The organism is Mariniflexile litorale, from assembly GCF_031128465.2.
GTDB lineage: Bacteria > Bacteroidota > Bacteroidia > Flavobacteriales > Flavobacteriaceae > Mariniflexile > Mariniflexile litorale.
In genome coordinates this window covers 3,735,824-3,751,286 of record NZ_CP155618.1, presented here as the reverse complement: position 1 = coordinate 3,751,286, position 15,463 = coordinate 3,735,824, and the positions used below count along the sequence as shown (strand labels likewise).

The window sequence follows — 15,463 nt, the reverse complement described above, 5'->3', positions numbered from 1 at the left end:
ATTTTATTAGTGCATGTTTTATATATTATCAACTTTAAAGAAATATTCATTTATAAAAAAAGTTGTATATTACTACTTCAATGAAGTTTGAAGAGTCTGAAAATCTAACAAAGTTTATTCATAAAAAAATAGAACTTTCTTTCGGGAAGTTTTTTATTTGTGAAGATTTTGTGGTGGCTGAATTGAACCATGAAATACATGTAGATTGGTTGATAATTCAAAAAATTGCCAACATGATTATTGAGCTTTATGGTACTTCTAAAAAAATTGGGTTCATATCCAATAAAGTGAATTCGTATTCAATAGATCCTTTTGTTTGGGTAACCTTCAGCAAAGAATACGATTTTATTGAGGCAGCGGCCATAGTATGGTACAACGACGCTGGTTTTATGAGTTCTACTTTAGAAAAAATGTTTTTAAAAAACAGTGTAAAACTTTGTGAATCACTAGAAGAAGCTGTTCAATGGATTTTAAATTCCGAAGAAATTAGAAATTAAACGTTTTTCCGTCTTCACATAATTCCACATTTTCAAATACTTCCTGTGCTTCTTCTTTAAATAAATTTAAGCCGTCATAACGCGTAGAATAATGACCAAGCAGCAAAGTGCCTACATTGGCTTGTTTAGCAATACTAGCAGCTTCTTTTGCTGTTGAGTGCTTCGTTCTTGGCGCCAAATGTGCATGTTTTTCCAAAAAAGTAGATTCATGATATAACACATCTACATTTTTAATTATTGGAACAATATCTTCTTTATACATGGTATCACTACAAAATGCATAACTTTTAGGCTTTACTCCTGCCTTGGTTACAGTTTCATTTTTTATAAGAATACCATCATTATTAGTCACATCAAAACCTTGAGCTAATTTTCTATAGTAAGCCATATGAATATTAGCTTCTTCAACTAAATTAATATCTAATTTTCTATTCCCTTCTTTTTCTTTGAATAGATAGCCATTGGTATATATCCGATGATTTAAAGGAATGGTATACACTTCAACTTCCTCATCTTCAAAAATCAATTCTGAATTTTCTGAAGTCAACTCATGAAAAATAAGCTGGTAATTAGTCCAAGAGTCGGCTAATTTCATTTGAAGCGTCACGACTTCTTTAATGCCTTTGGGACCATAAATATGTAACTCTGTTTCACGTGTAAGCAATCTAAAAGTAGATATTAAGCCCACTAAACCGAAAAAATGATCTCCGTGTAAATGGGAAATAAAGATATGCTTGATGCGATTAAACTTAATTTTATGCTTGCGGAGTTCCACTTGAGTACCTTCACCACAATCTATTAAAAACATGTGATTGTTTATTTCTAATACTTGCGATGTGGTATTTGTTAAAGCTCTTGGTGTGGCACTGTAACAACCTAATATGGTTAATTTCATTTTTTGTGAGTTGTTAAGTTGTTAAGTTGTTAAGCCGTGTTCAACTAAACGACATACAACAAAACAACAAACTATTTAGAACCCTAAATCGCGTTCCATTTCTTCCATTTCAATAATGTCGTAAGCTTCTTTACTTGTTGGTACAACGACTATTTCATCTGGAACACTATTTAAATCTATTTTATCACAAACAATTACAAAAGAATGCTTTGTAGCTCTATGGGTATTTGATAGTTCCAAAAATTCCACGATATCTTCTAAACCTAATTTGTTTAAAGAAGATAAAGCTACAATAATGTTATTGTTTTTGAATTTAGGATATAAGGTTTGTATTTTTTTTATTAGCTCAACAATAGTTGCTTTCTCTTGAGTAATGATTGATATATTACCGTCTTGATCGATTATCATGATTTACTGTTTTATTTTTGAAGCTAATAAATAAATAACTGCCATCCTAATTGCAACCCCGTTTTGTACTTGATCTAAAATAATGGATTGTTTAGAATCGGCAACATCACTCGTTATTTCTACACCTCTGTTAATAGGTCCAGGATGCATAATAGTTATTTCTTTGTTTAAAGAATCTAGCAACTCTTTATTAACTCCAAATTGTTGTGTATATTCTCTAGTGGATGGGAAATAGCTAATATCCATACGTTCGTTCTGCACCCGTAACATGTTTGCTACATCGCACCAATTCAGTGCTTTAATTAGATTTGTTTCAACCTTTACTCCAAGTGTGTTTATGTATTTAGGTAGTAACGTTTTAGGCCCGCAAACCATTACCTGTGCCCCTTGTAATTGCAAAGCAAATATATTTGAGAGTGCTACCCTACTATGTAAAATATCCCCAACAATAACTACTTTTTTCCCAGCGACACCTCCTAATTTTTCTCGTATTGAATACGAATCCAATAAAGCTTGTGTTGGATGCTCATGTGCGCCATCTCCGGCGTTGATAATACTCGCTTTTACATGCTTTGACAGAAACACACCTGCACCAGGATTCGGATGTCTCATAACTACCATATCCACTTTCATAGACAGGATATTATTAACCGTATCGATTAAAGTTTCTCCTTTCTTTACTGAAGATTGTGATGATGAAAAATTAAGGACATCGGCGGATAATCGTTTTTCAGCCAACTCGAAAGATAATTTAGTTCTGGTTGAATTTTCGAAGAATAAGTTTGCAATGGTAATATCTCTTAGCGAAGGCACCTTTTTGATAGGTCTGTTAATCACTTCCTTAAAATGATCGGCAGTTTCAAAAATAAGTTGAATATCTTGTTTATTTAGATACTTGATTCCTAATAAGTGATTAACACTTAATTCGCTCATCTTTTTAATTTAAAAGTTTAAAGTTTAAAGTTTAAAAGTTACTAGCGCTTTTTTAACTGAAACTTATCATTGTTAATTTTTAATTATCAATTGTTAATTGATTCTATTTTTCAATTAGATAAACGGAATCTTCATTATCATGCTCTTTCCAGTTTACTTTTACTTTTTCGTTGTTTATAACATCTACTTGTCTTCCCCTATAGTTAGGTTGTATGGGTAAATGTCTACTAAAACGCCTGTCAATAAGCGTTAAAAGTTCAATTTCGTTAGGTCTTCCAAACGATTGAATAGCTGTTAAAGCGGCGCGAATGCTTCTGCCTGTATATAAAACATCATCTATAAAGACCACATTTTTATCTTCAACTAGAAAATTGATTTGTGTTTTATTGGCTTCTAACGTTTTTTCTCCCCTTCGAAAATCGTCTCTAAAAAAGGTGATATCTAAATGACCTAATTGAATGTTTTTAACTTTATAGTCTTCTCGTAATATTTTAGCGATTCTATTTGCTAAAAACACGCCACGTGGCTGTAAACCAATAAGAACGGTTTTTGAGAAGTCGTTATGTTTTTCAATAAGTTGACAAGCCAATCGGTGAAGAATGATGTTTACCTCTTTTGCGTTAAGTAAAACTTTTTGACTCATAGACTATCCAAACGTATTCGGAATACAAATGTAATGTAAAATATTAGAAATTGAAATATAAATAATTGATACTTGTAAAAGTTTTATAACCCTGATGAATAAAATTACCCCTTGAAAATTGCGTGAGGGATAGCAGTGAAAATCCTTTTATGAGGCACGAATAAAAGATTGTAACGAATAGCCCGACCCTTTTTAGGGGCACGCCCAAAAATTCATAATATTTAAGACATAAAAAAAGCCTTCAATTTCTTGAAGGCTTTAAAATTATAAATGTATTTCTAGCTTAAAATCGCAAAATTATTTTTTGCTTTTTGCTGCTTTTCCGTCCATTTTATCTTTAAGAGCTTGTAATGCTTCGTTAGCGTCACCTAAAGTCGGTTTAGACTCGGCAGCTTGTGCTTCTATTTTCTTAGCAGCAGCTTTAACGTTTGCAATTTCTTCTGCTTTAAAAATAGCAGTGTGAGATGCTACAACACGTTTGAACTCTTTGTTGAATTCAATGATCTTGAATTCAGCCGTTTCTCCTTTTACTAATTTCTTACCATCTTCTTTTTCAAGGTGACGTGTAGGAATGAAAGCAACGATGTCTTCGTTAAATTCTACAGTAGCGCCTTTATCAACGATTTCAGAAATTTCACCTGTGTGAACAGTTTCTAAAGCGAAATCAGTTTCATAAGCATCCCAAGGATTTACAGTTGTTTGTTTGTGACCTAAAGATAATTTACGTCCTTCAACATCTAACTCTAATACGATAACTTCTAATTTATCACCAGCTGCACAGAACTCAGATGGATGTTTGATTTTCTTAGTCCAAGATAAATCGGAGATGTAAATTAATCCATCGATACCTTCTTCTAATTCAACAAAAACACCAAAGTTTGTAAAGTTACGAACAATACCTGTGTGCTTAGAACCTAATGGGTATTTAGCTGTAATATCAGTCCAAGGATCAGATGTTAATTGTTTGATACCTAAAGACATTTTACGATCTTCTCTATCTAAAGTTAAGATAACTGCTTCAACTTCATCACCAACATTAACGAAATCTTGAGCTGAACGTAAGTGTGTAGACCAAGACATTTCAGAAACGTGAATTAAACCTTCAACACCATCAGCTACTTCAATAAATGCACCGTAATCTGCAATAACAACTACTTTACCTTTTACTTTATCACCAACAGCCACTGTATCAGCTAATGCTTCCCATGGGTGTTTAGATAATTGTTTAAGACCTAATTGGATTCTTGATTTGTTTTCATCAAAATCAAGGATTACCACGTTAAGTTTTTGATCTAATTCTACAATCTCGTTTGGATGATTGATACGAGACCAAGATAAATCGGTAATGTGGATTAAACCATCTACACCACCAAGATCGATGAATACACCGTAAGAAGTGATATTTTTAACAATACCTTCTAATACTTGACCTTTTTCTAATTGACCAATAATTTCTTTTTTCTGTACTTCAATATCAGCCTCAATAAGTGCTTTATGAGATACTACTACGTTTTTAAATTCGTGGTTGATTTTCACAACTTTGAATTCCATAGTTTTATTTACGTACTGATCGTAATCTCTAATTGGTTTCACGTCAATTTGAGAACCTGGTAAGAATGCTTCGATACCGAATACATCTACAATCATACCACCCTTCGTTCTACATTTAACAAAACCGTTAACGATTTCACCAGTTTCATTAGCTTTAATAACTCTGTCCCATGCTTTGATTACACGAGCTTTTCTGTGAGATAATACTAATTGTCCTGTTGCATCTTCACGAACATCAATTAATACTTCTACTTTGTCACCAACTGCTAAGTTAGGATTGTAACGAAATTCGTTTAAAGAGATAACACCTTCAGATTTTGCGTTGATATCAATAATAGCATCTCTATCAGAAATGTGTACTACGGTACCTTCAACAACTTCATCGTTAAGAGTATCAACGAAATTTTCTGCTACTAATTTTTCAAATTCTTGTAGTTGTTTTTCATCAACTTCGTCAATACCTTCTTGGTAATTGTGCCAGTTAAAGTCTGCTAAGAATTTTTCAGGATTTGCTTTCGCTTCAGATACTACTGGAGCTTCAACTGTTGGAGCGGTAGTTGCTTCCACTTCAGCTTGATTTGCTTTTTCAGCCATTTAAAAGATAATTATGTAATTTAATTTCTACTTATTAGAAACGTCATTACACTGTGTTTTGTATTCTGTATATTTTGGAAGATTTAAGCAATAAACACACAGAAGTGTTATTATTTTTTTGTTTCTTAGTTCCTTCTATCTTCCTTAAGATTTGCTAAAAGGAGTGCAAAAATAAGAATTATTAGCTTAATTCCCTAAAAATGAGTAAATAAAATTCATGTATTTTACTTATAAAGATAAGTTACTATTACCAACATCAAAAGTTAACCTTAAATTAATGAAGTATCGTTGAATAATTCACTATATTTAAGACAGAATAAACTATTTAAACATTTATAATTATGGCAGTAAAAGCAAAATACCAATCAGTACTAGATTTAGGTGAAAAATTAAACATTAAAAATGGCGATGTTTCAGAAGAAAACGGCATCTTAAAAGTGAAAGGTACTGCTAACACCCCGTATGAAAAAAACTTAATTTGGGATAAAATTAAAGAAATAGGTGGGGAAAGTCCAAGTGACATTAAAGCAAATATTACTGTGGCGGATGAAAGTATTTACCACAGACATACCGTAAAAAGCGGTGAAACTCTTGGTAAAATAGCAAAACAATATTATGACAATGCGTCTAAATACCAAGCTATATTTAATGCGAATACTAATATTTTAAAGAACCCAGATTTAATACAACCTGGACAAGAATTAGTAATACCTAATTTATAGGACAACTCCTTTTAAAATTAAGAAACGAATCTTTAAATTAGTTAGAGGTTCGTTTTTTTTTTATAAAAAACTGAAGTTTCATGTGTAAACTAAGCATCAATTTACATTTTCTAAGGTAACGTTTACAAGCTCTAAAATTTTATCGAACTGTTCTTGTAGAGTCATATTAGAATTATCTATTTGAATAGCGTCTTTGGCTTTTGTTAAAGGTGAATCTTTTCTATGGGAATCTATATAGTCGCGTTCTTGAACATTTTTTAAAACAGCTTCATAAGTAACAGCATCCCCTCTTTCTATCAATTCTGAATACCGTCTTTCTGCTCTTGTTTCAGCAGAAGCTGTCATAAATAATTTAAGTTCAGCATCCGTAAATACCACGGTACCGATATCGCGACCATCCATAACAACACCTCCATCTTTTCCTAATTGCTTTTGTTGTTCTACAAGCTTTTGACGCACTTCAGATATTTCGGCAACCTTACTAACAAAACTTGAAACTTCTAAAGTACGTATATCGTTTTCAATATTCATATCATTAAGATACACTTCAGCAAAACCAAACTTGTTATTAAACTTAAATCTAATATCAATAGTTTTCAAATTAGCGACTAAACCCTCAATATCAAAATGATTGACGTCTATAAATCCTTGTTGCATGGCATAATAGGTAACAGCTCGGTACATCGCTCCAGAATCTACATACACATAGCCTAAATGGTTTGCAATTTGTTTAGCAACCGTACTTTTTCCTGTGGAAGAAAATCCGTCTATAGCTATGGTTATTTTTTTCATTTATCAGTTCGTTGAAAAGTTTAATTGTTTAACTCTTGCTTTAAATATATATATTTTCCTTTTATTATAACTAAGATGACTTATAACTTTAAATACTTAGGTACTGATTAATGCAAATCAATCTGCAAACCAAAAAAGTTTGAATTAGCAGCACTTGTGTATTTAGCATGTGTATAACTAAAGCGCATTTTATTCATTTTTATTGAAAAACCTGCCGATAACCCTGAAAAATTTCGTTGATCCACTATTCGTAGTTCTTCGGCCCTTCTAAAATTATATCCTAAACGAATATTAAATCCGCCTTCGGGAAAAATTTCAGCCCCAAAAATACTATGTCGCATTACTTGTCCTAAAAAGCCTATTTTTTCATCAGTTTGATTATCATTTAAATCACTGGTTGTTCTCGCTGGATTTGGCCTTGCGATGGGCCATTCTTGTAAATTCTCTAAAGTAATATGCCAACGAATTGGCACGTTTTCTAAAGTTTGCGACATGCCAAAGTCGACTTCAAAAGGAAGTTTTTCTCTAAGACCTGCATAGGTAGTAATTTGAGTTCCGAAATTTCTAACTGCTACAGCTGCATGAAAATCTAAATCTTCATTGATATATAATAAGCCCAAATCTATCGCTGCTCCAAATGAACTATATTGTTCTAATTTTGAGGTAATCAATTTTACATTAGTGCCTATATAAAAATCGGAATAACCTATTTGCATCGCATAACCAAAAGATAAAGCTGTTTCATTTCCTGTAAAGGTACCTGTTGAATTCCCATCTTCATCATACCCATCAAAAGAACCATAATTAACATAGGTAATACCCGCATGAAATGTATTGGCTCGTCTATTCACAGTATAAGCGTACGCCGCTGTTCCATAACTAATACCTCCTAAATAACTGGTGTAGTTTAATGCTAATTGGTTATCCATATCAACGTTAATAGTTGCTGGATTGTAAAGCCCTTGTGTCACATCATAATCTACTATAGTTAGTACTTTTCCTCCTAAAGCTGCTTGACGAGGCGATGAAACCAAATTTAGGAATTGGTAAGTAGACTCACCTCCTACCTGTGCATAGGTTAAGATACTAAAAAGCAGATAAAAAAGCGTGATAATTTTCTTTAGCATATTTACAATACAAAGTAAGTAAATCTATCTTAAAACGGTTGTATATATCTTTTATTTTAATCGAAAAGAATTCATTGAGTTTTATTCAATTTCCATTTAAGTAACGGGATTCATAAAAAAACCTCGAAATGAATCGAGGTTTTTACATAAATAACATTTTATAGCTTCTTAGCATTAACAACCTTTTGGTTTGTGAGTGCTATTTTAATAACATCACTCATATCGGTTACATAATGAAAGGTTAATCCTTTTAAGTAATCTTGCTTTATTTCTTCAATATCGCGTCGATTTTCTTCACAAAGTAATATTTCTTTAATTCTAGCGCGTTTAGCAGCAAGGATTTTTTCTTTAAGACCACCAACAGGAAGCACTTTGCCTCGAAGCGTAATTTCACCTGTCATGGCTAAACTTTTCTTCACTTTACGTTGTGTGAATAAGGATACTAAGGATGTTAACATGGTAACACCAGCACTTGGCCCGTCTTTTGGTGTGGCTCCTTCAGGTACGTGAATATGCACATTATATTTTTCAAAAACTTCTGAATCAATTCCAAATTCTTCAGCATTCGATTTGATATATTCCATAGCAATAGTAGCAGATTCTTTCATTACGGTGCCTAAATTACCCGTAATAGTCAATGTTCCTTTTCCCTTTGATAAAATAGATTCAATGAACAATATATCTCCTCCAACACTAGTCCAAGCTAATCCTGTTACAACACCTGCGACATTATTGTTTTCGTATTTATCGCGTTCTAATTTAGGCCCTCCCAATACTTCAATAACATCTTCGTTAGTTACTTTAATATGGTAATCTTCCTCCATGGCAATATTTTTTGCTGCATAACGCACCATTTTTGCAATTTGCTTTTCTAAACCACGAACACCAGATTCACGCGTATAGCCTTCAACAATTTTCTCTAACTGTGCTTTCCCTATTTTAAGATGCGCATCGGTTAAACCATGTTCTTTTAATTGTTTTGGAAGTAAATGACGTTTACCAATTTCAACCTTTTCTTCAATAGTATAACCTGTTACATTTATAATTTCCATACGGTCTCTCAGTGCAGGTTGTATGGTTGATAAGCTGTTTGAAGTCGCTATAAACATAACTTTAGACAGGTCGTAACCCATTTCTAAAAAGTTATCATAAAACTCACTATTTTGCTCTGGATCTAACACTTCCAACATCGCAGAAGATGGATCCCCTTGATTTGAATTAGACAATTTATCTATCTCATCTAAAACAAACACAGGATTTGAGGTCCCCGCCTTTTTTAAACTTTGAATGATACGTCCTGGCATAGCACCAATATAGGTTTTTCTATGACCTCGAATTTCCGCTTCATCACGTAAACCTCCTAAGGAAATACGAACATATTCTCTTCCTAAAGCTTCTGCTATCGATTTTCCTAAAGATGTTTTACCAACTCCAGGAGGTCCGTATAAACACAAAATAGGTGATTTCATATCGTTACGTAATTTCAAAACTGCTAGATATTCAATAATACGGCGTTTTACATCTTCCAAACCAAAATGATCACGGTCTAAAATTTTCATGGCACGCTTTAAATCGAATTTATCCTTACTAAACTCGTTCCAAGGTAAATCTAAAAACAATTCTAAATAATTACGCTGAATGGAATATTCCGCCACTTGCGGATTCATACGTTGTATTTTAGACAGCTCTTTTTCAAAATGATTGGCCACATTTTCGTCCCATAACTTTTGATCGGCACGCATACGCATTTCTTCAATCTCTTCTTCATGATTCAAACCTCCCAATTCTTCTTGAATGGTTTTCATTTGTTGATGCAAGAAATATTCGCGTTGTTGCTGACTCATATCCATCTGCACTTTAGACTGAATATCATTTTTAAGTTCCAACTTCTGGAACTCGACATTCATAAACTTAAGCGTGGCTAGAGCACGTTTTTTAAGGTCATCAATTTGCAACAGAGCTTGCTTTTCAGCCACTGTTAGATTCATGTTAGACGACACAAAATTGATTAAAAACGAATCACTTTCAATATTTTTAATAGCAAAAGACGCTTCACTTGGAATGTTTGGACTTTCTTTAATGATATTGAGTGCTAAGTCTTTAATAGATTCAATAATAGCTATAAATTCTTTATTTTTTTGTGCTGGTCTTGCTTCTGGAATCTCTCTAACAGTGGCATTCATATACGGATCCTCAGTAAGGACTTCGGCCACTTTAAAGCGTTTTTTACCTTGAATAATAACAGTTACATTACCATCGGGCATTTTTAAAACACGTAAAATTTTAGCAACCGTACCAATTTCGTGAATTTCCTTTGCTGTAGGGTTCTCGACTGATTCGTCTTTTTGAGCCACGACACCAATTACTTTACTACCTTTATTTGCATCGTTTATGAGTCGGATAGATTTGTCGCGACCCGCCGTAATAGGAATAACCACACCTGGAAATAACACCGTATTTCGTAAAGACAAAATAGGAAGTGTTTCTGGTAATTTTTCGTTATTTATTTCTTCTTCATCTTCAGGTGTCATTAACGGGATTAATTCCGAATTCTCATCAAAATCCTGTAATGACAAACTGTCTAGAGATATAAAATTAGATTTTTTCATATATGTATTTAGGTCAATATGTCATAAAAACTATTAGATCCTTTATTTTTAATAATTCATAAAAAACAATATAGTTTTGAATATCAGTTAATTAAAACAATATAACAATATTTATTCAGTATATAAATTCAATAGCTATGCCAATTGTTAAATTATTAGGTTTTTAGATATGTTAGATTCTTTAGATTCTGAATTTATAGTTTTCAAATAAACTATATCTTCCCCATTTTCTTCAATATAAACAGCAAAATGATTGGTATTAATAACAACCCAATCATAAGTAAATTAGTTTGGAATAAATATGGCGCTAGAATAAGTGTTGCAGCAAACCCACCAATAGCACCACCAAAATGAGCATCATGACCTATATTACCTACTCGGTTTTTCATGCCGTAAATAGAATACATTAAATACCCAATACCAAATAAATATGCTGGAATAGGTATCGGAATAAAAAACATCATAAGTTTCATTCCTGGTTGTAATAATATGGCCGCATATAAAATACCGGTAACCGCACCACTAGCCCCCACAGCACTGTAATGATACTCATTTTTATGAAAGTATAATGATAGTAAGCTTCCTGCAGCAAGACTTACAATATAAATAATAATAAACCCTAGTGGAGCCACGTAATCAATAACCGGAGCTGCGAAAAAATACAATGTTAACATGTTAAATAATAAATGCTGTGTATCTACATGTAAAAAACCGCTACTAAACATACGTACCTTCTCGCCTCTTTGAACACCACCTACAGTAAATTTATATCTGTCAAAAAAAGCATAATCACCAAAGCCTTTATAGGAGATAATAACATTTGCTGCAATAATAATGATGGTTACTAAATCTAAATTGCCCATGAAGTGTAAAGTTTAAGTTCTAAATTAACATATATTTGCTGCTACAAATCTAAAATTAATTCATGCAACTTTTAGCATATATTCTTATTTATCCCATTTTGTGGTTAGTTTCCATACTTCCGTTTAGATTACTTTACTTGGTTTCTGATGGTATATTCATATTACTTTACTACATTATAGGGTATCGAAAAAAAATAGTTTACAGTAATTTACAACTTGTTTTTCCTAATAAATCTGAAAAGGAAATCATTTTAATTCAAAAAAAATTCTACAAGCATTTATGCGATATGTTTTTAGAAATGGCTAAAACCATGGCGATTTCTGAAACCGAATTAAAAAAACGTTTTGTATTGCTAAATCCAGAAGAATTTCAACGTTTAGAATCGTTGAATAAAAGTATTTTATTAATGTATGGTCACTACGCAAGTTGGGAGTGGTCGCTTGTTTTGCAAACTTATACAAAATTTAAAGGATTTGGCGTTTATAAAAAATTAGCAAATATCCATTTTGATAAATTAGTAAGAGATATTCGTTCCAAATACAATACACAGTTAATTAGCACCAAAGAAACTATTAGTGTGATTAACCAAAGTGAAGCTGAAGGAAACAAAAGTATCACGGCTTTTTTAAGCGACCAATCACCTCGTCTCACCAAGGAAGTATATTGGGGTACATTTATGGGCATAGAAACCCCTTGTTTTACTGGAGCTGAGCGGTTAGCTAAAAAATTAGATTTAACCATTGCCTACTTAAAAGTGAATAAAGTAAAACGTGGATACTATGAAGCTGAAATTATAACACTTGCTGAAAATCCTAAGGATTACAAAGATTTTGAATTAACAGATATCTTTTTACATGAAGTTGAAAAACAAATATATAAAGCACCAGAGTATTATTTCTGGACTCATAAGCGTTGGAAACATAAAAAAAGAGCTAAAAGTTAAAAACTTAAATACGTAATGAACCTGAAAAGCCTCTACTAGCATAATAAGATTCGATTCCGTAGATATATAATTATTAAACCTAAAATCGGCAAAAAAGCAACTCCTAGTTTTTAATGTCTGTAGTTATATGCAACTAGACGTTTCTAATTAAAATCTCCAAGTTTTTGTAATTATCTATATTCTCTTTCTGTTAAAAGTTTAAGTAGTTCATCATGTTATTCGAATAACAATTCCTTTTTGATTTATATAAAAGAATTTTGCTTATAGTTTAAGTTTAAATTAATTTATATTTTTTCCTTGAGTGGTGAATGAAATCCCTTGTTGACCTGAAGTAGAAATCATAACACTTTCGAAAAAAGGGGCGTTAGAATTTGATTTGATGCTCCAGTCAAATAAAAAATTGGCTCCTGTTCCACCCTCTTTGTCTGATTCATCAATTATAATTTCAACCGTTTCCATAGGTGCTATAAAAATGGTTTTATCAAAATAGCTTCTAATGGCTTCGCCATGGGTATTATAATAGGTAGCCTTATCAACAAAAACAGTATCTTTAGTGTTAATATTCCTAAGACTAACGGTAGCTGTTAAGCTATGTATTCTATGTTCTGTTTCACTATATATTTGAGAATAGACAGATAAATAAGTTTTTCCATGTACCAAACTATCACTTAGCGAATTAGTAACGGTTCTATTTTCCCAGTTTGTAGCATCTATTGAACTTATTTCTTTCGACTCATCGCATGAATAAATAAAAAGCAAAATGATTACTAATGATATTAGCTTATTTATATTTTTCATGTTTAGGGTTTTCAATTGTTACAACTAGCTTTTAGCAATAGCTCCAATTTCTTCAATAAATTTATCAGCTAAAAGATCTGCTTCTTGTTGGGATTTTGCTTCAGTATAAATTCTTATTATCGGTTCCGTATTACTTTTACGTAAGTGTACCCAGCTATCAGAAAAATCTATTTTCACACCGTCAATTGTGGTTAGTTCTTCCTTTTGGTAACGGTTTTCTATAGCTTTTAAAATACCGTCTACATCTAAACCAGGCGTTAATTCAATCTTCTTTTTACTCATAAAGTAGTTTGGGTAGGTTTTTCTAAGATCACTTACCGAAATGCCTTTTTCCGCCAATAAACTTAAAAATAGTGCGATACCCACAAGTGCATCACGACCGTAATGAGATTCTGGATAAATAATACCTCCATTACCTTCACCACCAATTACTACTTTGTTTTCCTTCATTAATTTAACCACATTCACCTCACCTACGGCACTCGCTTCATAAGTACCTCCATGTTTTTCAGTCACATCTCGTAATGCTCTGGTAGAACTCATATTACTTACAGTATTCCCTGGAGTTTTACTCAATACATAGTCGGCACAAGCTACTAATGTATATTCTTCACCAAACATCTCGCCATTTTCATCCATAAATGCTAACCTATCCACGTCTGGATCTACTACAATTCCAAAATCAGCATTATGCTTTCTTACTTCAGCAGACAAATCGGTTAAATGTTCTTTTAAAGGTTCTGGATTATGTGGAAACTCTCCGTTAGGTTCACAATATAATTTAACCACTTCTACACCTAAACGTTCTAAAAGTAATGGAACAGCAATACCTCCTGTTGAATTAACACCATCTACCACCACTTTAAATCGGGCTTCTTCGATAGCTGGTACCGTTACCAATGGTAAATCTAATACTTCAATAATATGTAAATCTATATATGCTTTATTCTTTGTTATTTTACCTAAACTATCAACATCGGCAAAACTCATACTATCACTTTCTGCTATTTCTAAAATTTTAGCACCTTCAGCACCATCAAGAAATTCACCTTTTGCATTAAGTAATTTTAAAGCGTTCCACTGTTTTGGGTTGTGACTGGCTGTTAAAATAATGCCGCCATCAGCATGTTCCATGGGTACTGCCATTTCAACGGTTGGGGTTGTAGACAAACCTAAGTCAACCACATCTATACCCAAACCAACTAAAGTATTCATGACTAAATTTTGAATCATAGCTCCAGAAATACGGGCATCTCTACCAACAACTACTTTGTAAGTATCTTTATCACGTTGTTGTTTTAACCAAACCCCATAAGCTGCTGCAAACTTTACTGCATCTATAGGTGTTAAATTATCGCCAACATGTCCGCCAATAGTTCCTCTAATTCCTGAAATTGATTTTATAAGTGTCATATGTTTTTTTCAAATTGATGAACAAATATACTATTTCAAAATTGTATTTCATGAATAGGAATTCGTAAATTTCACAAATGAATTATTTAGCACACATATATTTATCAGGAGAAAACGATTTGGTTACTATAGGGAATTTTATAGCAGATGGCATTAAAGGGAAATCGTATAAAAAATACCCCAAAGACATTCGAACAGGTATTTTACTGCATAGAAACATTGATACCTTTACCGATGCGCACCCAACGGTGAGAAAAAGTACCAAACGACTGCACGAGAAATACGGGCATTATTCCGGTATTATAGTCGATATTCTATATGATCATTTTTTAGCAAAAAATTGGAGCCAATATAGCGATGTTCCTTTAGAGAGCTATGTAGATAATTTTTACGATTCTTTAGAAACACATTACGAATCACTACCATTAAGAATTCAAAAAATGATGCCTTACATGATGACCGATAATTGGTTATTAAGTTATGCCTCTATTGATGGAATTTCCAAAGTTCTAGAAGGCATGAATAGACGAACCAAAAACAGATCTGGAATGCATGAAGCTGTTAACGAATTAGCACTCTTTTATTCTGATTTTGAAGCCGAATTTTCATCGTTTTTTGATGAACTTATTACCTTTTCTAAGCAGAAACTTATAGAAGTAAGCACTGAATGAATA

At 32.6% G+C, this 15,463-nt stretch carries 15 protein-coding genes; 4 read left to right on the top strand and 11 right to left on the bottom strand.

Features of this window, described 5'->3' with window-relative positions:
• The first annotated feature begins 80 nt into the window (after window positions 1-80).
• The gene (locus QLS71_RS15785; RefSeq protein WP_308992832.1) at window positions 81-497 is read left to right on the top strand and encodes a hypothetical protein; all 417 of its coding nucleotides are present in this window, start codon (window positions 81-83) and stop codon (window positions 495-497) included.
• On the opposite strand, the gene QLS71_RS15780 is transcribed toward QLS71_RS15785, so the two are convergent.
• The 5 genes from QLS71_RS15780 to rpsA form a co-directional block, all read right to left on the bottom strand.
• Complete coding sequence (locus tag QLS71_RS15780) at window positions 487-1,392, bottom strand: ribonuclease Z (protein ID WP_308992833.1); 906 nt, start codon at window positions 1,390-1,392, stop codon at window positions 487-489. The two genes, QLS71_RS15785 and QLS71_RS15780, sit on opposite strands and share 11 nt — an antisense overlap.
• A 75-nt stretch (window positions 1,393-1,467) precedes the next feature.
• Complete coding sequence (locus QLS71_RS15775; RefSeq protein WP_308992834.1) at window positions 1,468-1,800, bottom strand: ribonuclease Z; 333 nt, start codon at window positions 1,798-1,800, stop codon at window positions 1,468-1,470.
• 3 nt (window positions 1,801-1,803) lie between these two features.
• On the bottom strand, window positions 1,804-2,733 hold the full coding sequence (locus QLS71_RS15770) for an aspartate carbamoyltransferase catalytic subunit (RefSeq protein WP_308992835.1): 930 nt from the start codon (window positions 2,731-2,733) through the stop codon (window positions 1,804-1,806).
• Window positions 2,734-2,836: 103 nt separating this feature from the next.
• The gene (pyrR, locus tag QLS71_RS15765; RefSeq protein ID WP_308992836.1) at window positions 2,837-3,376 is read right to left on the bottom strand and encodes a bifunctional pyr operon transcriptional regulator/uracil phosphoribosyltransferase PyrR; all 540 of its coding nucleotides are present in this window, start codon (window positions 3,374-3,376) and stop codon (window positions 2,837-2,839) included.
• 297 nt (window positions 3,377-3,673) lie between these two features.
• Window positions 3,674-5,521 carry a 30S ribosomal protein S1 gene (rpsA, locus tag QLS71_RS15760; RefSeq protein ID WP_308992837.1) on the bottom strand — a complete coding sequence of 616 codons (1,848 nt, stop codon included), beginning with the start codon at window positions 5,519-5,521 and terminating at the stop codon, window positions 3,674-3,676.
• A gap of 341 nt (window positions 5,522-5,862) precedes the next feature.
• Between rpsA and QLS71_RS15755 the strand changes: the two genes are divergently transcribed.
• Entirely contained in the window at window positions 5,863-6,243 is a 381-nt protein-coding gene (locus QLS71_RS15755; protein ID WP_308992838.1) for a LysM peptidoglycan-binding domain-containing protein, read from the top strand.
• Window positions 6,244-6,339: 96 nt separating this feature from the next.
• On the opposite strand, the gene cmk is transcribed toward QLS71_RS15755, so the two are convergent.
• The 4 genes from cmk to QLS71_RS15735 form a co-directional block, all read right to left on the bottom strand.
• Window positions 6,340-7,035: a (d)CMP kinase gene (gene cmk, locus QLS71_RS15750; protein WP_308992839.1), complete on the bottom strand. Its 696-nt coding sequence runs from the start codon at window positions 7,033-7,035 to the stop codon at window positions 6,340-6,342.
• Between the two features lie 107 nt (window positions 7,036-7,142).
• Entirely contained in the window at window positions 7,143-8,162 is a 1,020-nt protein-coding gene (porQ, locus tag QLS71_RS15745) for a type IX secretion system protein PorQ (protein WP_308992840.1), read from the bottom strand.
• Window positions 8,163-8,320: 158 nt separating this feature from the next.
• Window positions 8,321-10,771, bottom strand: a complete 2,451-nt coding sequence (lon, locus tag QLS71_RS15740; protein ID WP_308992841.1) for an endopeptidase La — start codon at window positions 10,769-10,771, stop codon at window positions 8,321-8,323.
• Between the two features lie 212 nt (window positions 10,772-10,983).
• Window positions 10,984-11,634: a rhomboid family intramembrane serine protease gene (locus tag QLS71_RS15735; protein WP_308992842.1), complete on the bottom strand. Its 651-nt coding sequence runs from the start codon at window positions 11,632-11,634 to the stop codon at window positions 10,984-10,986.
• Window positions 11,635-11,696: 62 nt separating this feature from the next.
• Here QLS71_RS15735 and QLS71_RS15730 point away from each other — a divergent pair, with 62 nt between their 5' ends.
• On the top strand, window positions 11,697-12,578 hold the full coding sequence (locus QLS71_RS15730) for a lysophospholipid acyltransferase family protein (protein WP_308992843.1): 882 nt from the start codon (window positions 11,697-11,699) through the stop codon (window positions 12,576-12,578).
• 279 nt (window positions 12,579-12,857) lie between these two features.
• Here QLS71_RS15730 and QLS71_RS15725 read toward each other — a convergent pair whose 3' ends face one another.
• Entirely contained in the window at window positions 12,858-13,376 is a 519-nt protein-coding gene (locus tag QLS71_RS15725; RefSeq protein WP_308992844.1) for a DUF3124 domain-containing protein, read from the bottom strand.
• A 24-nt stretch (window positions 13,377-13,400) separates the two neighbouring features.
• Window positions 13,401-14,789: a phosphoglucosamine mutase gene (gene glmM, locus QLS71_RS15720; protein WP_308992845.1), complete on the bottom strand. Its 1,389-nt coding sequence runs from the start codon at window positions 14,787-14,789 to the stop codon at window positions 13,401-13,403.
• Window positions 14,790-14,866: 77 nt separating this feature from the next.
• Here glmM and QLS71_RS15715 point away from each other — a divergent pair, with 77 nt between their 5' ends.
• Window positions 14,867-15,460 (top strand): acyl carrier protein phosphodiesterase, encoded by a 594-nt coding sequence (locus QLS71_RS15715; protein ID WP_308992846.1) that lies wholly within the window; start codon window positions 14,867-14,869, stop codon window positions 15,458-15,460.
• The last annotated feature ends 3 nt before the right edge of the window (window positions 15,461-15,463 follow it).

Coding starts and splice junctions, on each gene's coding strand:
- QLS71_RS15725 (WP_308992844.1), bottom strand. CDS start 13,376: ATGAAAAATATAAATAAGCTAATATCATTAGTAATCATTTTGCTTTTT.
- porQ (WP_308992840.1), bottom strand. CDS start 8,162: ATGCTAAAGAAAATTATCACGCTTTTTTATCTGCTTTTTAGTATCTTA.
- QLS71_RS15755 (WP_308992838.1), top strand. CDS start 5,863: ATGGCAGTAAAAGCAAAATACCAATCAGTACTAGATTTAGGTGAAAAA.
- QLS71_RS15775 (WP_308992834.1), bottom strand. CDS start 1,800: ATGATAATCGATCAAGACGGTAATATATCAATCATTACTCAAGAGAAA.
- lon (WP_308992841.1), bottom strand. CDS start 10,771: ATGAAAAAATCTAATTTTATATCTCTAGACAGTTTGTCATTACAGGAT.
- cmk (WP_308992839.1), bottom strand. CDS start 7,035: ATGAAAAAAATAACCATAGCTATAGACGGATTTTCTTCCACAGGAAAA.
- glmM (WP_308992845.1), bottom strand. CDS start 14,789: ATGACACTTATAAAATCAATTTCAGGAATTAGAGGAACTATTGGCGGA.
- pyrR (WP_308992836.1), bottom strand. CDS start 3,376: ATGAGTCAAAAAGTTTTACTTAACGCAAAAGAGGTAAACATCATTCTT.
- rpsA (WP_308992837.1), bottom strand. CDS start 5,521: ATGGCTGAAAAAGCAAATCAAGCTGAAGTGGAAGCAACTACCGCTCCA.
- QLS71_RS15735 (WP_308992842.1), bottom strand. CDS start 11,634: ATGGGCAATTTAGATTTAGTAACCATCATTATTATTGCAGCAAATGTT.
- QLS71_RS15785 (WP_308992832.1), top strand. CDS start 81: ATGAAGTTTGAAGAGTCTGAAAATCTAACAAAGTTTATTCATAAAAAA.
- QLS71_RS15715 (WP_308992846.1), top strand. CDS start 14,867: ATGAATTATTTAGCACACATATATTTATCAGGAGAAAACGATTTGGTT.
- QLS71_RS15770 (WP_308992835.1), bottom strand. CDS start 2,733: ATGAGCGAATTAAGTGTTAATCACTTATTAGGAATCAAGTATCTAAAT.
- QLS71_RS15730 (WP_308992843.1), top strand. CDS start 11,697: ATGCAACTTTTAGCATATATTCTTATTTATCCCATTTTGTGGTTAGTT.
- QLS71_RS15780 (WP_308992833.1), bottom strand. CDS start 1,392: ATGAAATTAACCATATTAGGTTGTTACAGTGCCACACCAAGAGCTTTA.